Annotated in this window: 15 protein-coding genes; 8 read left to right on the top strand and 7 right to left on the bottom strand. The window is 47.5% G+C overall.

Going from position 1 to position 16,282, the window contains the following annotated elements; translation table 11 throughout:
* Window positions 1-38: 38 nt before the first annotated feature.
* The 4 genes from ugpC to OXH00_01430 form a co-directional block, all read right to left on the bottom strand.
* Entirely contained in the window at window positions 39-1,127 is a 1,089-nt protein-coding gene (gene ugpC / locus OXH00_01445) for a sn-glycerol-3-phosphate ABC transporter ATP-binding protein UgpC (GenBank protein ID MCY3739663.1), read from the bottom strand.
* A 112-nt stretch (window positions 1,128-1,239) separates the two neighbouring features.
* Window positions 1,240-3,540, bottom strand: coding sequence for a redoxin domain-containing protein (locus tag OXH00_01440; GenBank protein MCY3739662.1), 2,301 nt, complete (start codon window positions 3,538-3,540; stop codon window positions 1,240-1,242).
* Between the two features lie 188 nt (window positions 3,541-3,728).
* Complete coding sequence (locus OXH00_01435) at window positions 3,729-4,739, bottom strand: redoxin domain-containing protein (GenBank protein ID MCY3739661.1); 1,011 nt, start codon at window positions 4,737-4,739, stop codon at window positions 3,729-3,731.
* 30 nt (window positions 4,740-4,769) lie between these two features.
* On the bottom strand, window positions 4,770-5,360 hold the full coding sequence (locus OXH00_01430) for a hypothetical protein (protein MCY3739660.1): 591 nt from the start codon (window positions 5,358-5,360) through the stop codon (window positions 4,770-4,772).
* Window positions 5,361-5,724: 364 nt separating this feature from the next.
* On the opposite strand from OXH00_01430, the gene OXH00_01425 reads away from it, so the two are divergent.
* The 7 genes from OXH00_01425 (at window position 5,725) to ubiE (ending at window position 12,313) form a co-directional block, all read left to right on the top strand.
* Complete coding sequence (locus OXH00_01425; GenBank protein ID MCY3739659.1) at window positions 5,725-6,081, top strand: hypothetical protein; 357 nt, start codon at window positions 5,725-5,727, stop codon at window positions 6,079-6,081.
* A gap of 281 nt (window positions 6,082-6,362) precedes the next feature.
* On the top strand, window positions 6,363-6,908 hold the full coding sequence (infC, locus tag OXH00_01420; protein ID MCY3739658.1) for a translation initiation factor IF-3: 546 nt from the start codon (window positions 6,363-6,365) through the stop codon (window positions 6,906-6,908).
* A gap of 160 nt (window positions 6,909-7,068) precedes the next feature.
* Complete coding sequence (rpmI, locus tag OXH00_01415; protein MCY3739657.1) at window positions 7,069-7,263, top strand: 50S ribosomal protein L35; 195 nt, start codon at window positions 7,069-7,071, stop codon at window positions 7,261-7,263.
* Window positions 7,264-7,359: 96 nt separating this feature from the next.
* Window positions 7,360-7,707 (top strand): 50S ribosomal protein L20, encoded by a 348-nt coding sequence (gene rplT / locus OXH00_01410; GenBank protein MCY3739656.1) that lies wholly within the window; start codon window positions 7,360-7,362, stop codon window positions 7,705-7,707.
* Between the two features lie 339 nt (window positions 7,708-8,046).
* Window positions 8,047-9,063: a phenylalanine--tRNA ligase subunit alpha gene (gene pheS, locus OXH00_01405; protein ID MCY3739655.1), complete on the top strand. Its 1,017-nt coding sequence runs from the start codon at window positions 8,047-8,049 to the stop codon at window positions 9,061-9,063.
* A 134-nt stretch (window positions 9,064-9,197) separates the two neighbouring features.
* Window positions 9,198-11,597 carry a phenylalanine--tRNA ligase subunit beta gene (gene pheT / locus OXH00_01400; GenBank protein MCY3739654.1) on the top strand — a complete coding sequence of 800 codons (2,400 nt, stop codon included), beginning with the start codon at window positions 9,198-9,200 and terminating at the stop codon, window positions 11,595-11,597.
* Between the two features lie 5 nt (window positions 11,598-11,602).
* Window positions 11,603-12,313 (top strand): bifunctional demethylmenaquinone methyltransferase/2-methoxy-6-polyprenyl-1,4-benzoquinol methylase UbiE, encoded by a 711-nt coding sequence (gene ubiE / locus OXH00_01395; protein ID MCY3739653.1) that lies wholly within the window; start codon window positions 11,603-11,605, stop codon window positions 12,311-12,313.
* A 16-nt stretch (window positions 12,314-12,329) separates the two neighbouring features.
* On the opposite strand, the gene OXH00_01390 is transcribed toward ubiE, so the two are convergent.
* Both OXH00_01390 and OXH00_01385 read right to left on the bottom strand, forming a co-directional pair.
* Window positions 12,330-13,277 (bottom strand): histone deacetylase, encoded by a 948-nt coding sequence (locus OXH00_01390; GenBank protein ID MCY3739652.1) that lies wholly within the window; start codon window positions 13,275-13,277, stop codon window positions 12,330-12,332.
* A 61-nt stretch (window positions 13,278-13,338) separates the two neighbouring features.
* Window positions 13,339-13,557: a type II toxin-antitoxin system HicB family antitoxin gene (locus OXH00_01385; protein ID MCY3739651.1), complete on the bottom strand. Its 219-nt coding sequence runs from the start codon at window positions 13,555-13,557 to the stop codon at window positions 13,339-13,341.
* A gap of 247 nt (window positions 13,558-13,804) precedes the next feature.
* Between OXH00_01385 and OXH00_01380 the strand changes: the two genes are divergently transcribed.
* Window positions 13,805-15,292: a hypothetical protein gene (locus OXH00_01380; protein MCY3739650.1), complete on the top strand. Its 1,488-nt coding sequence runs from the start codon at window positions 13,805-13,807 to the stop codon at window positions 15,290-15,292.
* A 185-nt stretch (window positions 15,293-15,477) separates the two neighbouring features.
* Here OXH00_01380 and OXH00_01375 read toward each other — a convergent pair whose 3' ends face one another.
* A complete protein-coding gene (locus tag OXH00_01375; protein ID MCY3739649.1) occupies window positions 15,478-16,248 on the bottom strand; it encodes a LamG domain-containing protein in 771 nt (256 codons plus the stop codon).
* Window positions 16,249-16,282 lie beyond the last annotated feature (34 nt).

Here is a 16,282-nt window from a genome sequence, read left to right as displayed (position 1 = left end):
TTAACGTCTAAACCTACGTCATTTACCCGCAAGGAAAGTTAAAAAAGTGAATCACCTGTTTCTGGGTGGAACAGATGCGCCTTGTTCATGTTGAAGTTAACTGTCAACGGCGTATTGTGTTGCGGCATATTGATAAGATCCGATTGTGCAACAAAGTTGTTTTTCTCGGTCCGCAAATATAAAAGTGCATGATTTCCGAGCGGCTCAACCAGTTCCACTTGTGTATCAACACTGTTCCTCTCACTTTCACCGAGGTGAATATCCTCTGGTCGGATACCGAGCGTTACTGCGTCTCCCGAAAGTTTGATGAGTGCCGACTGGAGCTGGCTATTCAGTTCCACCTCAAAGCTCTCAAATCGGAGTGTCGGGGTGCCGCCATTACTCACAATCTGCGTCTCTATAAAATTCATCGGTGGTGTACCGATGAAGCCGCCGACGAATTGGTTCGCGGGTTTGTGGTAAAGCGTTCCGGGATCGGCAATCTGTTGGATTTTCCCCTCATTGAGAACGACTATCTGGTCCCCCATCGTCATCGCTTCAACTTGGTCGTGGGTAACGTAGACAATAGTGGCGTTGAGTCGGTCGTGCAGCCGACTGATCTCCATCCGCATTTGCACACGCAGCTTCGCGTCAAGGTTGCTCAACGGTTCATCGAATAGGAACACCTTCGGATGTCGCACGATTGCCCTACCAACAGCGACGCGTTGGCGTTCACCACCGGAGAGATGCTTCGGTTTGCGGTTCAAGAGGTGCGAAATGCTCAAAATTTCCGCCGCTTCGTTGACGCGCTGTTCAATTTCCGCTTTCGGATATTTGCGAAGTTTCAACCCGAACGCCATGTTCTTATACACCGTCATGTGTGGATAGAGCGCATAGTTTTGGAAGACCATAGCGATGTCCCTATCTTTAGGCGGCGTGTCATTGATGCGTTCATCATCGATATAGATGTCGCCTTCGGTAATCTCTTCCAACCCGGCAATCATCCGTAACATCGTCGATTTGCCGCATCCTGACGGACCGACGAGTACGGTAAATGACTCATCTGGAATCTGGAAATCCGCCTGTTCAACTGCGAGGACATCACCATCGTAAATTTTGGTGACATCTTTCAAGGTGACCTGTGCCATAATTACTTATACACTCGTATGGTAGCGCGAACTGTGAAGTCGCGTGTTATACTGCCACAGGCTGACAGCCTATGCTACAAAAAAGTACAAAGGGAGCATTACATCTGTTGTTTTATTCTGCTGGACGAAACAGTGCCTCGTCAACTTCAGCGTTCAATTCGATGTCGGTAACCAAAATCTGCCGATATTCCCCGTTCTTTGTGGCACGATGATGCGCGACTTTAACGCCATCCACATCCCGATAATCCTCAAAGAACGCTGTCACGTTTTCCGCCCCTCCGCCTATCCCAACTTCATAACTAAACTGGACTATGTAGTGCGTTTCTTTACTAATGAAGACTTTTAACTTTTTTCCAGAAGGCTGCGTAACGCGGAGAACGGATGTCGAAATGCCCTTTACTTCCTCTGCTCCGATGTATTGAACAGGAATATCGCCTTTTGCGAGTGCTGGTAAAAGCCAAATCGGTTCTCGGAAAAGGCTATCTTTGAAGAAGATAAGATAAGACACTACCTCCTGAGAAGGAACAGGTTTTGCCTCTCCATCCGTTAACCGAAATAAAGAATCACCATCAAAGATTAAACCACCTCTGTCCCCGTCTACATCCCAATCGCTACGGAATTTGTCAGGATAAAAGTAGGCTTTAGAACGCCCCTCATCCTGCACATCCCCGTCAGGAAAGTGTTCAAAGCTGTGAGATTCTATCACGATGTTTTTCACGGCTTGTAGTCTCTGAAGTCCACCGTGCGCAGCGATAGCAGCATCGATGATTTCTCTGACATTCGGCTCCATATTTTGTGTGCCTTCAGATGAGTCGAACGCTGGACTTGCGGGGGGATCGGCGGGTCGGGCAAGATTTTTTTCCACCAATTCAGCAACAGCCGTCTCAACATCAAAACCGCCGAGGCTCGCCTTTCGGATAATTCCTTCACCGTCAATCAAAAATGCCGTTGGAATTCCCCACACCTTATACAAATTCCTTACGTCGCGGCTGTCATCCCAATAGTGAACCCATACAAGTCCTTCTTTCTCAATATAAGCCGCAAGTAGTTCCTCTGACCGATCCAAACTGATACCGATAATCTGAAACTTCTGGTCTTTGTATGTTTCATAAGTCTTCTTAACTTTTGGCATCTCGGCAATGCAGGGTCCACACCATGTCGCCCAAAAATCAAGAAGTACAACCTGTCCACGATAGTCTTTCAAAGAGAGTGCTTCACCGTTCAGATCGGTTACCTGAAAATCTGGTGCCGGTTTACCGACCCACTCACTCGGATCTGTTCTAAGAGGTTTCTGCGATTCTTCTTTCTCAGGGGTTGTCTCCTGTTTAAGAATCTTTGTTGCAGGTATCGACTGTAATCGCGAATCGGATTCAGGTGTTTTCGTGGGAGTATCGGTAGGTTTCGCGAGATTTTCTTTCACTAATTCAGCGACAGCAGTCTCAAGCCGATAGCCTCGGAGGTTTGTTTTGCGGATAACACCTTCACCGTCAATCAAAAAGGTCGATGGAATCGTCTGTACCTTGTAAAGATTGCTGACCTTGCCGATGTTGTCCCAATAGTGTAGCCATGTGAGGTTTTCTTTCTCAATGTATGCCTCAAGTGGTTCCCTCGACCTGTCGAGGCTGATACCGACGATTTGGAATTTCTGATCTTTGTATGTTTCATAAGTCTTCTTAACATTCGGTATCTCTGCGATACAAGGCGGGCACCATGTCGCCCAGAAGTCGAGCAGTACAACTTGTCCACGGTATTGTTCTAAGGAGAGTGCTTCACCCTTCAAATCTGTCACCTGAAAATCCAATGCCGGTGTGCCAATCCACTCGCTCGGATTCATTCCGAGTGACGGATTCGCCCCGGAGGGTTTCGATAATTCACCCGTTCGCTCAGTTCTATCCTGTTCGAGAATTTGCCTCGCACGTTTCGCTTGTGATCGCTTCCCATATTTTGGGTGGTTTACCAATTTCTGATAAGCATTGTCTGCTTTGTCGTGCTCGCCGAGTTGATCATACACCAACCCCAATTCTAACAGGCAATTTTGAACGTAACGGGCGTTTGGATGGTCCTCAATAAGTTCTTCAAAGACTTTAATGCCTTCGTCAACACGCTCTAACTGAACTAAAGCATTACCAAGCAAATAATAAACCTCGTCCACGCGGTTGTACGCTGGATGTGCTGCAACAAAATCTCTGGATTTCTCAATTAATTTCTCTAAATCTTCAGATCTGTGCTGCTCTCTGAGACGTTTATAGATCGCCTTAATTTCCTTATATTCGTCAGCGGGTTTCACTGAATAGGCACCAGCGAGGTTAACACAAAAACCGATCAGTACAAGGCTCGCGAACACACCGATGAGAACACTACGGAAGCTTCTGTTTTCTTTTTCTTGTGAACCTATTTTATTTCGGGAGAACATTTTAAACCTCCTCAGTTCTGTTGAATCTACCTGTTTGAATTTTTTTGTTTATAGACAGGACTTACGCAAAAGTTGGAATTTCCGTCCTTTAAACCCCCTAAATCCCCCTTATCAGGGGGACTTTAAAGCGGAATGCGTAAGTCCTAATAGAAACATTTGATGAGAACCTTGCCAGCGAATTTTGGCATTTAATTATCCAGATTTTCGCGCACGAGTTCAGCCACAGCCATCTCAAGCGCACCGCCACGGAGATTCACTCGGCGGATAATGCCCGCACCATCAATCAGAAACGTTGATGGAATTGCGCGAACGTTGTACATACTGCTAATCCTGCTGCCGCTATCCCAATATTGCCGCCACATGAGGCCTTCACTCGCGATGTATGCTTCAAGCGGTGCTGTTGACTGATCTAAACTGATACCGATAATTTCAAACTTCTGATTTTTGTACTTTGCGTAAGTCCTTTTAACGTTCGGCATCTCAGCGATGCAAGGCGGACACCACGTCGCCCAGAAATCGAGCAGCACGACCTGTCCACGATATTGTGACAGTGAGAGCGGTTCACCCTTCAAACCTGTCACCTGAAAATCTAACGCAGGTTTATTAATAAATTGGTTCGGACTTGGACTTGTGTTCGTTGCAGGGACGTTGGCGAATTCGCCTGTTCTTGCCTCCCAATCCTGTTCAAGGAGCTGCTGTGCGGTTTCGGCGTACTTACGGCCACGGTACTTTGTATGATTTACCAGTTTTTCGTAAAGCGGATCCGCCTTATCGTGCTTACCGACTTTGTCATAAGCCAATCCCAATACCAACAAACTCGGTTCAACATAATCAGCAGTTGGGTAGTACCGAATGAGTTCTTCAAGAATCTCAATTCCTTCGTCGGTACGATTGATCTGGACTAAACTGGCTCCGAGAAGGGCGTATATCTCATCCACGCGCTTATATTTGGGGTGCGCCTTAATAAAAACCTTTGATTTCTCAATTAGGGCTTCATAAGCAGCCGGATCGCCGCTATTTTCAAGTTTTCCAGCAATAGCTTTGATTTCGGCGTATGCCTCGTTATCCGTCATTGAAGAAGTAGAACCGGTCGTGTTAAGCGTCGAACTCACACAAGAACTGAACACTACCGATCCCATCAAAACGATAACAAGCCAATACCACTGGTTCGCTCTGGTGGTTTCATTTCGGATAAGCATTTCAGTCTCCTTCAGGCCAATTGGCGTGCCTTAAACAGCGTTTCGATAGGAATACGCCAGTAACAACTTAATTTCTTCCGCCTGTACCTGTTGCAAGAAACGGGTTACATCAGCATCAGACCCATTTTCGGCTGCTTGGCACCAATCAATAAACTGAGAGGTATCCCAATTCTCTTCTGCTTCAATCGTCTGTGCAATATATGTCAACGCGTCTGATGGACTCGACACCTCATTCAATATCGCGAGTGCCCGTTCGCGGAGCTGGGGAAAAATTGGGTGCGTTCCGACTCTGCCGAACCAATACTTGGCGTTGCTGTAGTCCGGCTCACGACGGTGCATAATGCCGTGCCAGTAGCTGCCCGTCTGATTCGAGAGTTCCTGTGAAATATTATGCGACTCATCCAGTGCATCGTTCCACAAAAGCAGGCCGCTCTTGATGGCATCACCAAACGTGGAATTTTTCAGAGATTCCCCCTGAAAAAGTTCATCAAGCGATGCCGATTCCAGCGCATCCGTCAATTCAGTGTTCCACGCCTTCTGTGGAACCAGTGTTGGAAGCGGATTACCCGTTTCTAACTTTTCGATAACTTCGGCGATTGCCGGTGTGTATGTTACATCCATGGAAAACTCCTTAGTAGTCAAATTGGTCAGTTGAAATTTAGTTTAGCATCTTTTGCTGAATATATCAAGCGTTTTCGGTTACCAGCCCAGGATTATTTAGTTTGCGGTTTTTATTTTCATTTTCGTTTACATGAGTTGACGTTTTCTTACGGAAGATCGCGAGCGCAGCTCGCTCCTACTGGCGGAAGATCGCGAGCACAGCTCGCTCCTACTGGAAAGCATATTCACATAGATAAAGTAAATATTTAAAACTGAATGGCTCTGGATTTTTCGTGGGTGTAACAATAAATTTTGCTATTGTCTCTGCTAATGTGTTACAATTACCAAAAAGCGACTTGCAAGTTTGGAGAAAGTTTTAGTAGAAATGGGAACAGCATTTAAAAAAGCATTAATCGTTTTTATCTGTTTTATTGTGATTTTGGGAGCGGTTTTAATTGGTGTTATCCTGAACTACTCTCAATACGGGTCGATCCCAGAAACGATACAAATGGTAGATTTTCAGGGGATCCTGTTGTCGGTCCTGGGGGCGTGTATCCTGAGCTTAGTAAGTGTTGCGTTAACCTTCTGGTTAGCACGTGCTTGGGCAATCGAACAACCTGAACTTGGTAATCGGATTATTCGGCTCGCGCTTGCAGTCAGTATCAGTTTAATCGTCGTTTTCGGAGGTTTAGCAGGCGGTTTGATTATTTTACGCACGTTATGGACAATCGGATTTTTTTAACTTGCATTTGTGTTACCTATATGGTATAATTAGTTAATCGTGATTCGGATGCCCGGTTCTAACCACAGATGCGTTGACATTCAGTTTCGCTGTTCTTACGCTAAGTGGCACGTTTCGTAACGTCCGAGTCAATGCAAAACGTTTTGTAGATAGAGTACTCACATACCGTAGTGCAACCATAGGTCTGTCAATTTTGTTTTAATATGACACACAAGCGGGCACTATGGGTTATATGAACTTGTAAGCGGCGCGTTGTAGCGCCTTACTTGGGGGTGTGAAAAATACACTACAGAGGCAAACGTAATCAGAGAACGAAGGAAAGGCAGAGTCGTTCAAACTATCAGATTCGGGCCCGAGAGGTCTTGTTAATTGATCAGGACAACAAACAGGTTGGCGTTATTTCAACACGTGACGCTATGAACCGTGCTGAAGAAGTTGGATTGGATTTAGTAGAGGTTTCACCGAACGCTAAGCCCCCCGTTTGTAAGATCATGGACTACGGGAAGTATCAGTACGAGAAAAACAAGCGTGCGCGTGAGGCTCGAAAAAAGCAGACGAAGGTAGTCTTAAAAGGGATGCAGTTCCGACCAGATACCGCGGAACACGACTATCAGTTCAAAAAACGGCATGTTGAGGATTTCCTGAAAAATGGGTGGAAGGTCCGTGCAACCGTCCGATTCCGAGGGCGCGAGATGCTTCATACCGATCTTGGTAGCAATCTCCTTTCACGGCTCAAAGATGACCTCGAAGAAATTGCTGAGGTCGAACAACCCCCACGTATGGAAACGCGCATCATGTCGATGATCCTTACACCAAAATCTGTGTAATGTTTTGTCCGTTGTACGCTTTCTGTAGGCGCGACCTTCCCTTCCGAGTAACAGGTGGGACCTTGGTCGCGATATATTTCTTCTTATAGGCGCGGCCGGCGGTCGCGTCCTGAAAACGAATGGCACTTGCAAGCGGATGCTTGCTGGTAAGGATATTCTAATGCCGAAAATGAAAACGCATAAAGGCGCAGCAAAACGTTTCAAATTCACGGCTAAAGGTAAAATTCGTCGCAATCGCGCTTATGCCGGGCACTTATTTATCTCTAAGTCGTCGAAGCAGAAACGTAGATTGCGGCAAGCGACCCTTGTTCACCCGAGTAATGAGAAACGTTTGAAACGCCTCATTCATCAGTAGAAGTTGAATGCCCGAATAGACAACGCAATAACGCGTTCCGGGCGAAATAGTGGAAGTAATCGCGGATCGCCTTGCGGGTCGCGATAGGAGTATTAGATGGCACGAGTAAAAACAGGGAATGTCCGACGCAAACGGCGTAATCGGATGCTCAAGCATTCTAAAGGTTACCGCGGTGGGCGGAACAATCTTAAGCGTACCGCTATGGAAGCGGTAGAGAAGGGTTGGAATCACGCTTACGCACACCGTCGCGCCCGTAAACGCGATTTTAGACGACTTTGGATTGCCAGAATTAACGCCGCCGCCAGATTGCACGGACTCTCTTACAGCCGGTTCATACATGGGCTTAAGACTGCTGGCATCGAATTGGATAGGAAGGTCCTCGCCGACATGGCTATCAATGACGAAGCCGGTTTTGGGCAGCTTGTCGCCCTCGCAAAGGGTTAGGCTCGCGGACGCACCGTGAATTTGCACATTTAAAGAAAAATTAACATATCAAACAGCTATGAAGGGACATACGTAAGCTGTTGAGACCTCCCAAATAGAGAGACCGCGTCATCGGTTGGAAGCGCGGTTTTGAGAGCAACAGCCGAATTTCATCCTGGAGCTACGCAATTAGAAAATGAAGCGGGTAGATTTGTAGGAACGACTTCCGAGTCGCGACAATCCACCAAGCGGGGTGGTACCGCGGAAGTAGATGCCTGTCGCTTTCGTCCCCATAATAACTTCAACCATAAACTTGAAGTTACGGGGCAGAGTGATAGGTGTTTCTTTTTAAGAGGGACTATGAAAGCAGAATTGCAAGCGATTCAGGTGGAAGCACTCGCAGCATTAAAATCGGTGGAAACATTAGACGCGCTTGAATCGCTCAGGATTACCTATTTTGGACGCAAGGGAAAATTGACGGATGCCATGAAAGGCATGGGGAACCTCTCCCAGGAGGAGCGTCCGGAGATTGGAAGACTCGCCAATGAAGTGCGTGCCACGCTAACGCAAGCGTTTGAAACAGCAACCCAAGCCCTGCATCATCAACAACAGGGACACCAACTTGAGGTAGAAGCCGTTGATATCACGCTTCCAGGACGAAAACCGGCTTACGGGAAAGCGCATCCTGTGATGCAAATCTTAGAACGCATTGAGGCAATTTTCTCTCAAATGGGGTTTGAAGTGGTGACTGGACCGGATATTGAGACGGAGTATTACAACTTTGATGCGTTGAATACGCCAGCCGATCATCCGGCTCGCGACTTACACGATACCTTTTACCTCACAGATGGACACCTCTTGCGCACACATACATCGCCGGTTCAGATCCGCGCGATGGAGCGTCAGAAACCACCGGTCCGCATTATCGTGCCTGGAAAATGCTATCGGGTGGATTACGATGTCTCGCACACACCGATGTTCCATCAGGTAGAAGGTTTGCTTGTAGACAAGCATGCCACTTTCAGCGAATTAAAAGGGATTTTGACCTCCTTCGCTCGACAGATGTTCGGCGACCAGACGCAGATGCGCTTCCGTCCGCATTTCTTCCCGTTCACGGAACCGAGTGCGGAGGTGGATATCTCTTGCACTGTCTGTCAAGGAAAAGGGTGTCGGAGTTGTGGTGGCACGGGATGGGTCGAAATCCTGGGGGCTGGTGCCGTTGACCCAGCCGTATTTGAAGCGGTGAACTATGATCCAGATGAAGTTACCGGGTTTGCCTTCGGTATGGGGGTGGAACGGATTGCGAACCTCCAATTTCGGATCCCAGATATCCGCACCTTCTACGAGAACGACCTCCGCTTCTTGCGTCAGTTTTGAAATAGTTATCAGTTATCAGTAGAAAGACTTATGGCTGGCAGCGTAATGGCTCCAACCACAATGCTCCCTAACTGACCACCGAAAACTGATGACGCTTCACTCTGACACCCCATAATTATCAAAGGTTTTGATAAATGAATGTAACTTTAAATTGGCTAAAAAACTATATCGACTTTGAATTATCTCCAAGCGAACTCGCTGACCGGCTAACGATGTTAGGCATTGAAGTTGAATCCGTTAAGGAGCTTGGTGCTGAACTCAAGGGTATAGTCGTCGGTAGTGTCACCGCTATCCGACCACATCCGAATGCCGACAAACTCGTCCTGTGTCAGGTAGATGTCGGTGAGACGGAAGAACTCCAGATTGTTTGTGGGGCACCGAATGTCCGAGAAGGCATGCGCGCACCCGTTGCCACAATCGGTGCAACGCTGCCTATCGGTCTGACCATCAAACGCGCGAAACTGCGCGGCGAAACTTCACACGGTATGCTCTGCTCCGAAAAAGAGTTAGGACTCTCTGAAGATGCCGCGGGTTTAATGGAATTACCTACAGAAACACCCGTTGGTACCCCACTTTCAGAAGCACTCGGATTAGACGATATCGTGTTTGAGCTGGAAATTACGCCGAACCGCCCAGATTGTCTGAGCCTGATCGGTGTTGCCCGTGAAATCCGTGCGGAGACAGGAAATGCTTTAAAACTGCCACACGTTGATCTCAAGGAAGACGAAACCGATATTCAAGAGACGACATCTGTGACAATTGAAGCACCCGATCTTTGTCCGCGTTATGCGGCACGTGTTATCCGAGGGGTTAAAGTAGGACAGTCTCCTGCATGGTTACAGCAACGACTTGAATCCGTTGGTGTTGGCGTTATTAACAACATTGTCGATATTACGAACTTCGTCCTGATGGAATACGGGCAGCCGCTTCACGCTTTCGATTATCACAAACTCACAGAAAATCGTATTGTTGTGCGCCGCGCAGCGGAGAATGAAAATATAACAACGCTTGATGAAGTTGAACGCGATCTCACGCCTGATATGCTTGTTATTGCGGATGCGAAAAAACCTGTCGCGCTCGCTGGGATTATGGGCGGATATGATTCTGAGATCACAGAGAGTACCGCTGATGTGTTGTTGGAGAGTGCCTATTTCAATCCGTCAAGTATCCGTGCGACCGCCAAAACACTCGGAATTAGCACAGAAGCCTCTTACAGATTTGAGCGTGGTGCCGACCCAGGCGCAGTCCTTGCTGCACTTGACCGTGCCACACAACTCATCGCCGAATTAGCAGGCGGTAGCATCTGTAAAGGCATCGTCGATGTCTATCCGGGTGAGCAGCCCCTGCATCAGATTCAATTCCGCCCAGAACGTGTCAATTTCATACTGGGAACAGCAATTGAAGCAACAGAGATGGCAGAGATTTTGAGCAACCTCGGTTTTGAGATCAAAGCAGATGGAACTGGAAACTATCAAGTCACGGTGCCGACGTTCAGGTCCGACCTTACCCGCGAAATCGACCTTATTGAAGAGATTGCGCGCGTCTACGGCTACGATAATATTCCGACAACGTTGCCTAAGGGTGATATTCCGGTCCCCGCCCCGAATCCGAGCACAGAGGTTCGAAAACGTATAAAGCATTTTCTCCTCGCCGCCGGAATGATGGAAGCGATCAATTATAGTTTTTGTGATCCGAACTGCTTTGACAAGATCCGTTTCACGGCTGATGATCCACGTCGCGATGCCTTGAAGTTGCGAAATCCGTTGAGTCCAGAAATGTCAGTGCTACGTACGACCCTGTTACCCGGACTACTCGAAAACGCGCAGCATAACCGTAACCACCAGATAGACACCATCGCGCTCTTTGAAATAGGCAGCGTCTTCATTGGTAATGGAGCACAGAAAGAACCGGAACGGGTTACGGGCACCCTCGCTGGACAGGTCGGGGATGGTGTGTATAGCAATCCGTACCGAGAACCGGATTTCTACGATATCAAAGGGCTTGTGGAAGGCATACTTGAGGTTTGCGGTATTGTTGATTACACATTGGAGAAAACGGACGCTTCAACCTTTCATCCGGGCAGAAACGCAGGGGTATTATTGAACGATAAACAACTCGGCACGTTCGGTGAAGCACATCCAGAGGTGCTCGAAAACTACGATCTGCCGTATAAGGCGTATCTCTTTGATTTTGACCTGGAAGCGTTAGTAGAGGGCGCGATATTCGCCAAACGTTTTGAACCTATCCCTGTCTATCCGAAGGTTGAGCGTGATCTTGCGATTGTCGTAGATGCAGCGGTCCTGTCCGATATGCCGACTGAACTTATTTACGCAACGGGTGGCGAATTAGTCGAATCGGTCCGCTTGTTTGATGTCTATGAAGGCGAACAGGTCCCGGAAGGCAAAAAGAGTCTCGCCTACGCCATCACGTATCACTCTGCGACCGAAACCTTGACAGACAAGGCGGTCAATGCCCTTCACGACAAGGTTGTCAAGCACCTCAATCAAAAACTTGGTGCTGAATTGAGAATGTAGAGACTATGCAGGCACACCGCATAAAAAGTCTATTTTCTGCCATCGCGCGTTATTACGACTTTCTCAACTCGTTGTTAAGCCTTAAGCGTGACAAGATGTGGCGACGGGAGACGGTCAATGTGAGTGATGTCGAACCGATGAGCAAGGTGTTAGATGTCTGTACAGGTACGGGTGAACTTGCGCTTGCATACGCTGATAAGATTGCAGCAGAGGGCTTTGTTATCGGTTCAGATTTCTGCTTTGAGATGCTCGTTATAGGCAATCAGAAGTTGCAAAAGGATAGTAGCAGTAACACAAGTTTTCTGGCAGCGGACACCCTCATTCTCCCATTTTTAGACGATACCTTTGACGTTGTCTCCGTCGGTTTCGGTATTCGGAACGTTTCAGATTTAGCGTTGGGGATCCGCGAGATGACGCGCGTCGCTGCACCGGGTGGCAGGGTCGTTATCTTAGAGTTTACTCAACCGACAAACCCGCTATTTCGGGGTCTTTACTACTTCTATTTCACGAAGATCTTACCCTTCATCGGGAACTTAATCTCCCGCAGTAAAGACGATGCTTACGGGTATCTCCCGCGTTCTGTTATGAAATTTCCGAATTGCGATGCCTTGAAACAGGTGATGGAGCAGTGCGGATTGACAGATGTGCGGTTTTATCGGAAAACGTTTGGTATCGTCGCAATTCACGTTGGAAAGAAACCGAGGAATATCGCTTGACTTAATGCGTGCGATTTCAACCCTGTTCCTTCGCTAATCGCTCGACATGCGCCACAACGGACTCGGATACTCCTTCTAAACTATATCCACCTTCTAACGCAGAAACAACGCTCCCCGATGCAGTTTCCTCGGCAAGTTCAAGCATCAAATCCGTGAGTGTGGCGAATCCGTCTGCTGTGAGTTCAGTTCCAGCAAGTGGATCGAGGTAGTGTGCATCAAAACCTGCTGAGATTAATAACACCTCTGGCGAGAAATCTCGGAGTGCCGGGATGAGAACATCCGTAAAGACTTTGACGTATTCGGCATCGCCACTTCCAGCGGGCATTGGGACGTTTAGGGTCGTACCATGTGCTTTTCCGCTACCGCGCTCGCGACTTGAACCCGTACCCGGGTAGAGTGGCGATTGGTGGATAGAAAAGAAGAAGACGGATTCATCTTCATAGAAAATGTCCTGTGTGCCGTTGCCGTGATGGACATCCCAATCAACAATTGCGACTTTCCCGATACCGTGTTCCCGTTGGAGATAGCGCGCCGTAATCGCGATGTTATTGAATAGACAAAATCCCATACTCTGCCCAGGTGTGGCGTGGTGGCCCGGCGGACGTACCATCGCAAAAGCGTTTTTGACTGTGCCTGTTATGACTGCATTTGCTGCACGTAGGACACCGCCTGTTGAAAGCAACGCAATATCAAACGATTCAAATCCGACGGTGGTGTCGTAAGTGAGCGGGATTTCTCGTTCACAGTGTTGTCGGATATGCTCACTATAGGCAGGGTTATGGGCGTAAGCGATTTGTTTAACGCTTGCTGAGGTCGGTTCAATCTGGTGCAATTGATCCCATACACTGCTCTGTTGAAGTGCTGCCAAACTTGCCCGTAACCGATCCGGTCGTTCAGGATGTCCCGGACCGGTGTCATGATTCAAGTAGTCTGGATGATAGGCGAAACCTGTTTTTTGTGTCATAATCGTGCTTGAGTTCAAAGCCTTGTTAGGCAAAACTATTGGGCATTACATGAGGCGTTATTTATCGTCCGAAGGGTGAGCAAGGCTGAGGCACTTCATCGCCGTATTGTTTTGCTGTTTCTACCCAGCAGAAAAGCGCGTCTTTTCCATTAGCTATCGCTTCGTCAATTGTTTCTCCATCAGAAATACAACCTGGCAAGTCAGGAAATTCAATTAGGTAGCCACCCCCTTCTTCATCAGGCAATTTGCTTATATTAAATGGATATTGGAGTTTCCTCATAATTCACCCGTTATAGGTAGGATACTACTATTTCGTTAGGTTTCAGTTTATAGGTAATCCTGTTTGTAGTAGGGCAATTCATTGCCCGTTCCTCTCACTGCAAGGCAGTGCGATAAATCACACCACTATGAACCTACCCTTAAGTTCAAAGTTGAGAAAGTACCATTTTAATTATAATGTGTTCTATGTCTATTATCAAGTTAAATATCGTTGCACAAATCCAAGATAACGAGTATCCTTTAATCAAATGAAAAAACAGATTGGACAGGTTTTTACACCTTTGAAATGGGCAAAATGGCTCATCAACAGATGGGGCATCTTTGAGGCATGGCTTGAAGGTGCACATATCTGCGACCCGACTGCAGGAGAGGGAGCATTCCCGCTTGCGATGCTCCACATCGCAAGACAAAAAGGGGTTCCTATTACCAAGGAACGTCTGTCACGTCTGACGCTTATTGAGATAGCCCCCGCACATCTTAAACGGTTTAGGGAAAACGTCAAGTACGAGTTTGGTATTGACTTTCCAGCCTCTCAAATTTTCTGCCAAGATGTTATTACAGAGGCACATGAGAGGAAATATGATATTCTTGTCGGGAATCCACCGTGGGCAAACTTCGGGACCTTACCGACAGCGTATAAAGCGCGCATAAAACCCTTTTTCCTTGAAGAAGGACTTGTACCAGATAGACAGAAAACACTTCTCGGTTCCTCCCGAACTGACATAGCGGCCCTGGTGCTGAAGGTGGCTCTCGGAAGACTACTGAAAAAGAATGGGATGGGGTGTTTCTATCTCCCAACATCCCTCTTTTTCGGCGACGGTGCCCATAGCGGATTTCGGAATTACAGTGCCAGAGGTTCGCGAAACGGCGTTGATTCCTGCAGGGATTTTGCCGTAGATACCGTCTATGAATTCACAGCAACAAAAGTGTTTGACGGCGTTGGCACATCGTACTGTTGTGCGAAATTTCACGGAGACACGCGACAGGATTTCCCAGTCTCGTATTTTAGAGAGTTAGACGGAAAATGGGCTGCGCATAAGGCACTGCCATTCAAAAATCCGACAGACCCGTGGCGAGTCGTGCAAAATCTTGATGAACTGAATATGGACACGACGCTTGAAATTAGATTGTCACCAGAACAAAAACCACGACAGGGTGTGAATACCTGTGGTGCAAATAGCGTCTTTATCTTTGATCGCAAACCTTCACATCTCCCTGAACAGTTTCTACACCCACTCGCAACAAAAGAGATATGGCAACAAAACACACTTTTACCGCGCAAATGGATCCTGTTGCCGTATCATCAGCAGACAGGAAAACCGCTCATATTAGAAGAAATCGAACAGTGGGATACCTTAAAAAAGCACCTTCAGAATGCCCAAGAGGCACTAAAAGCCCGTAAAGGGGTGCTTCTCCGATCCGCTATGAAGAGAGGGAATTGGTGGGCACTGCTTGGTGTGGGTCCTTATGCATTCGCGCCTTTCAAAGTGATCTGGCAGGCGTACGGGAAAAGCGATTTTACACCGGTAGTGTTGAGCAGTGTAGAGGGACAGATGTGGCAAGGGAACCAGGCAATGCACGCATTCATTCCGTGTTGGACTGCGCATGACGCACAACGAATCAAAATCGCGCTTGAGAATCCAGAGATTCCGACGCTGTTACAGCAACTCAATGGCGCAGGAAAGTGCAATTGGGCACAACCGGGTAAGATTAAGAAGATTTTGGCATTTGACTGAACAAGAAAAGATATGCTTAATAGGACTCACCCAAATTGACCAGAGAAATTGTATTTAACCCCCTAAATCGCCCTTATCAGGGGGACTTTAAGAGGTAATACATAAGTTCTACTTAAAATATTGTGCGAGGACCGCACTTGCGCGTGTCCTCGTATAGCGACAATGGACTTGCTTCACTCATTAGATTATCGGGCAGCTTTCACTCTTCCCCACGTCGTTGCCAATTTTCCTTCCGGTTCAACGGGGAAAGCATCTTCCCAACCGTTCAGGAGCTGCTGAATCTCATCTGCCTCAAGGGCGCGACTGAGAATGACAATCTCGTCAATGCCACCGGTAAAGGACTCTGGCCCGAATTTGAGTTGGAGCACCTGACCCGCTGCGACCTTGCCACCCCACTCCGGTTTCCAATCTGCCTTGGCGGCATCCAACGCGCCTTTTTTACTTTCGGGTTCACCATCAACGTACATTTCAACATTTAAGCCGTCGTACGTTCCAGCAACATGGTGCCACTTTCCCTGTTCCAGTTCTGTTTTGCCGTAGAATCCGGGTGTAATCCCATTAGCTGTCCAAACTCTGAATGAGAAGCCGTCAGGTATTGGTTCGCCACCAGACTGATCTTCCAGCAAATAAGCACCATTTTTCCTGACACCAGTATCTGAGTCGGCATCGACTCGGAACCAAGCAGCCACAGTCAATTCTTCACTGACGCTTTGGAGGCTTTTTGAATCTTGGACATCAATACTGCCGCCGCCACCTGCGACGACTGCCTTACCAAATTTACCGTTCTCAAATTTAAAATTGCCGACAATCTTTCCATCATTACCGTTGCCTGATGCATCTTTAACATCGCCTTCAAAGAGCCACACCCCAACAATCGCGGGATCATCCTCTTCCAATGCTAATGAAATGGCGCAAAGACATAAGAGTAACACAATGCTTGAGGTTAGTAATTTCATTTTAACGCCTCCATGTTCAAAATTTTCTTGAAAC

It is taken from the genome of Candidatus Poribacteria bacterium (assembly GCA_026706025.1).
Lineage (GTDB): Bacteria > Poribacteria > WGA-4E > WGA-4E > WGA-3G > WGA-3G.
Note: the sequence above shows the minus strand (reverse complement) of the source record. Positions and strands in the feature narration are given on the sequence as shown.

Bases quoted from the DNA above. Each gene is read 5' to 3' on its own strand.
- ugpC (MCY3739663.1), bottom strand. From the start codon at position 1,127: ATGGCACAGGTCACCTTGAAAGATGTCACCAAAATTTACGATGGTGAT.
- OXH00_01440 (MCY3739662.1), bottom strand. From the start codon at position 3,540: ATGTTCTCCCGAAATAAAATAGGTTCACAAGAAAAAGAAAACAGAAGC.
- OXH00_01435 (MCY3739661.1), bottom strand. From the start codon at position 4,739: ATGCTTATCCGAAATGAAACCACCAGAGCGAACCAGTGGTATTGGCTT.
- OXH00_01430 (MCY3739660.1), bottom strand. From the start codon at position 5,360: ATGGATGTAACATACACACCGGCAATCGCCGAAGTTATCGAAAAGTTA.
- OXH00_01425 (MCY3739659.1), top strand. From the start codon at position 5,725: ATGGGAACAGCATTTAAAAAAGCATTAATCGTTTTTATCTGTTTTATT.
- rpmI (MCY3739657.1), top strand. From the start codon at position 7,069: ATGCCGAAAATGAAAACGCATAAAGGCGCAGCAAAACGTTTCAAATTC.
- rplT (MCY3739656.1), top strand. From the start codon at position 7,360: ATGGCACGAGTAAAAACAGGGAATGTCCGACGCAAACGGCGTAATCGG.
- pheS (MCY3739655.1), top strand. From the start codon at position 8,047: ATGAAAGCAGAATTGCAAGCGATTCAGGTGGAAGCACTCGCAGCATTA.
- pheT (MCY3739654.1), top strand. From the start codon at position 9,198: ATGAATGTAACTTTAAATTGGCTAAAAAACTATATCGACTTTGAATTA.
- ubiE (MCY3739653.1), top strand. From the start codon at position 11,603: ATGCAGGCACACCGCATAAAAAGTCTATTTTCTGCCATCGCGCGTTAT.
- OXH00_01390 (MCY3739652.1), bottom strand. From the start codon at position 13,277: ATGACACAAAAAACAGGTTTCGCCTATCATCCAGACTACTTGAATCAT.
- OXH00_01385 (MCY3739651.1), bottom strand. From the start codon at position 13,557: ATGAGGAAACTCCAATATCCATTTAATATAAGCAAATTGCCTGATGAA.
- OXH00_01380 (MCY3739650.1), top strand. From the start codon at position 13,805: ATGAAAAAACAGATTGGACAGGTTTTTACACCTTTGAAATGGGCAAAA.
- OXH00_01375 (MCY3739649.1), bottom strand. From the start codon at position 16,248: ATGAAATTACTAACCTCAAGCATTGTGTTACTCTTATGTCTTTGCGCC.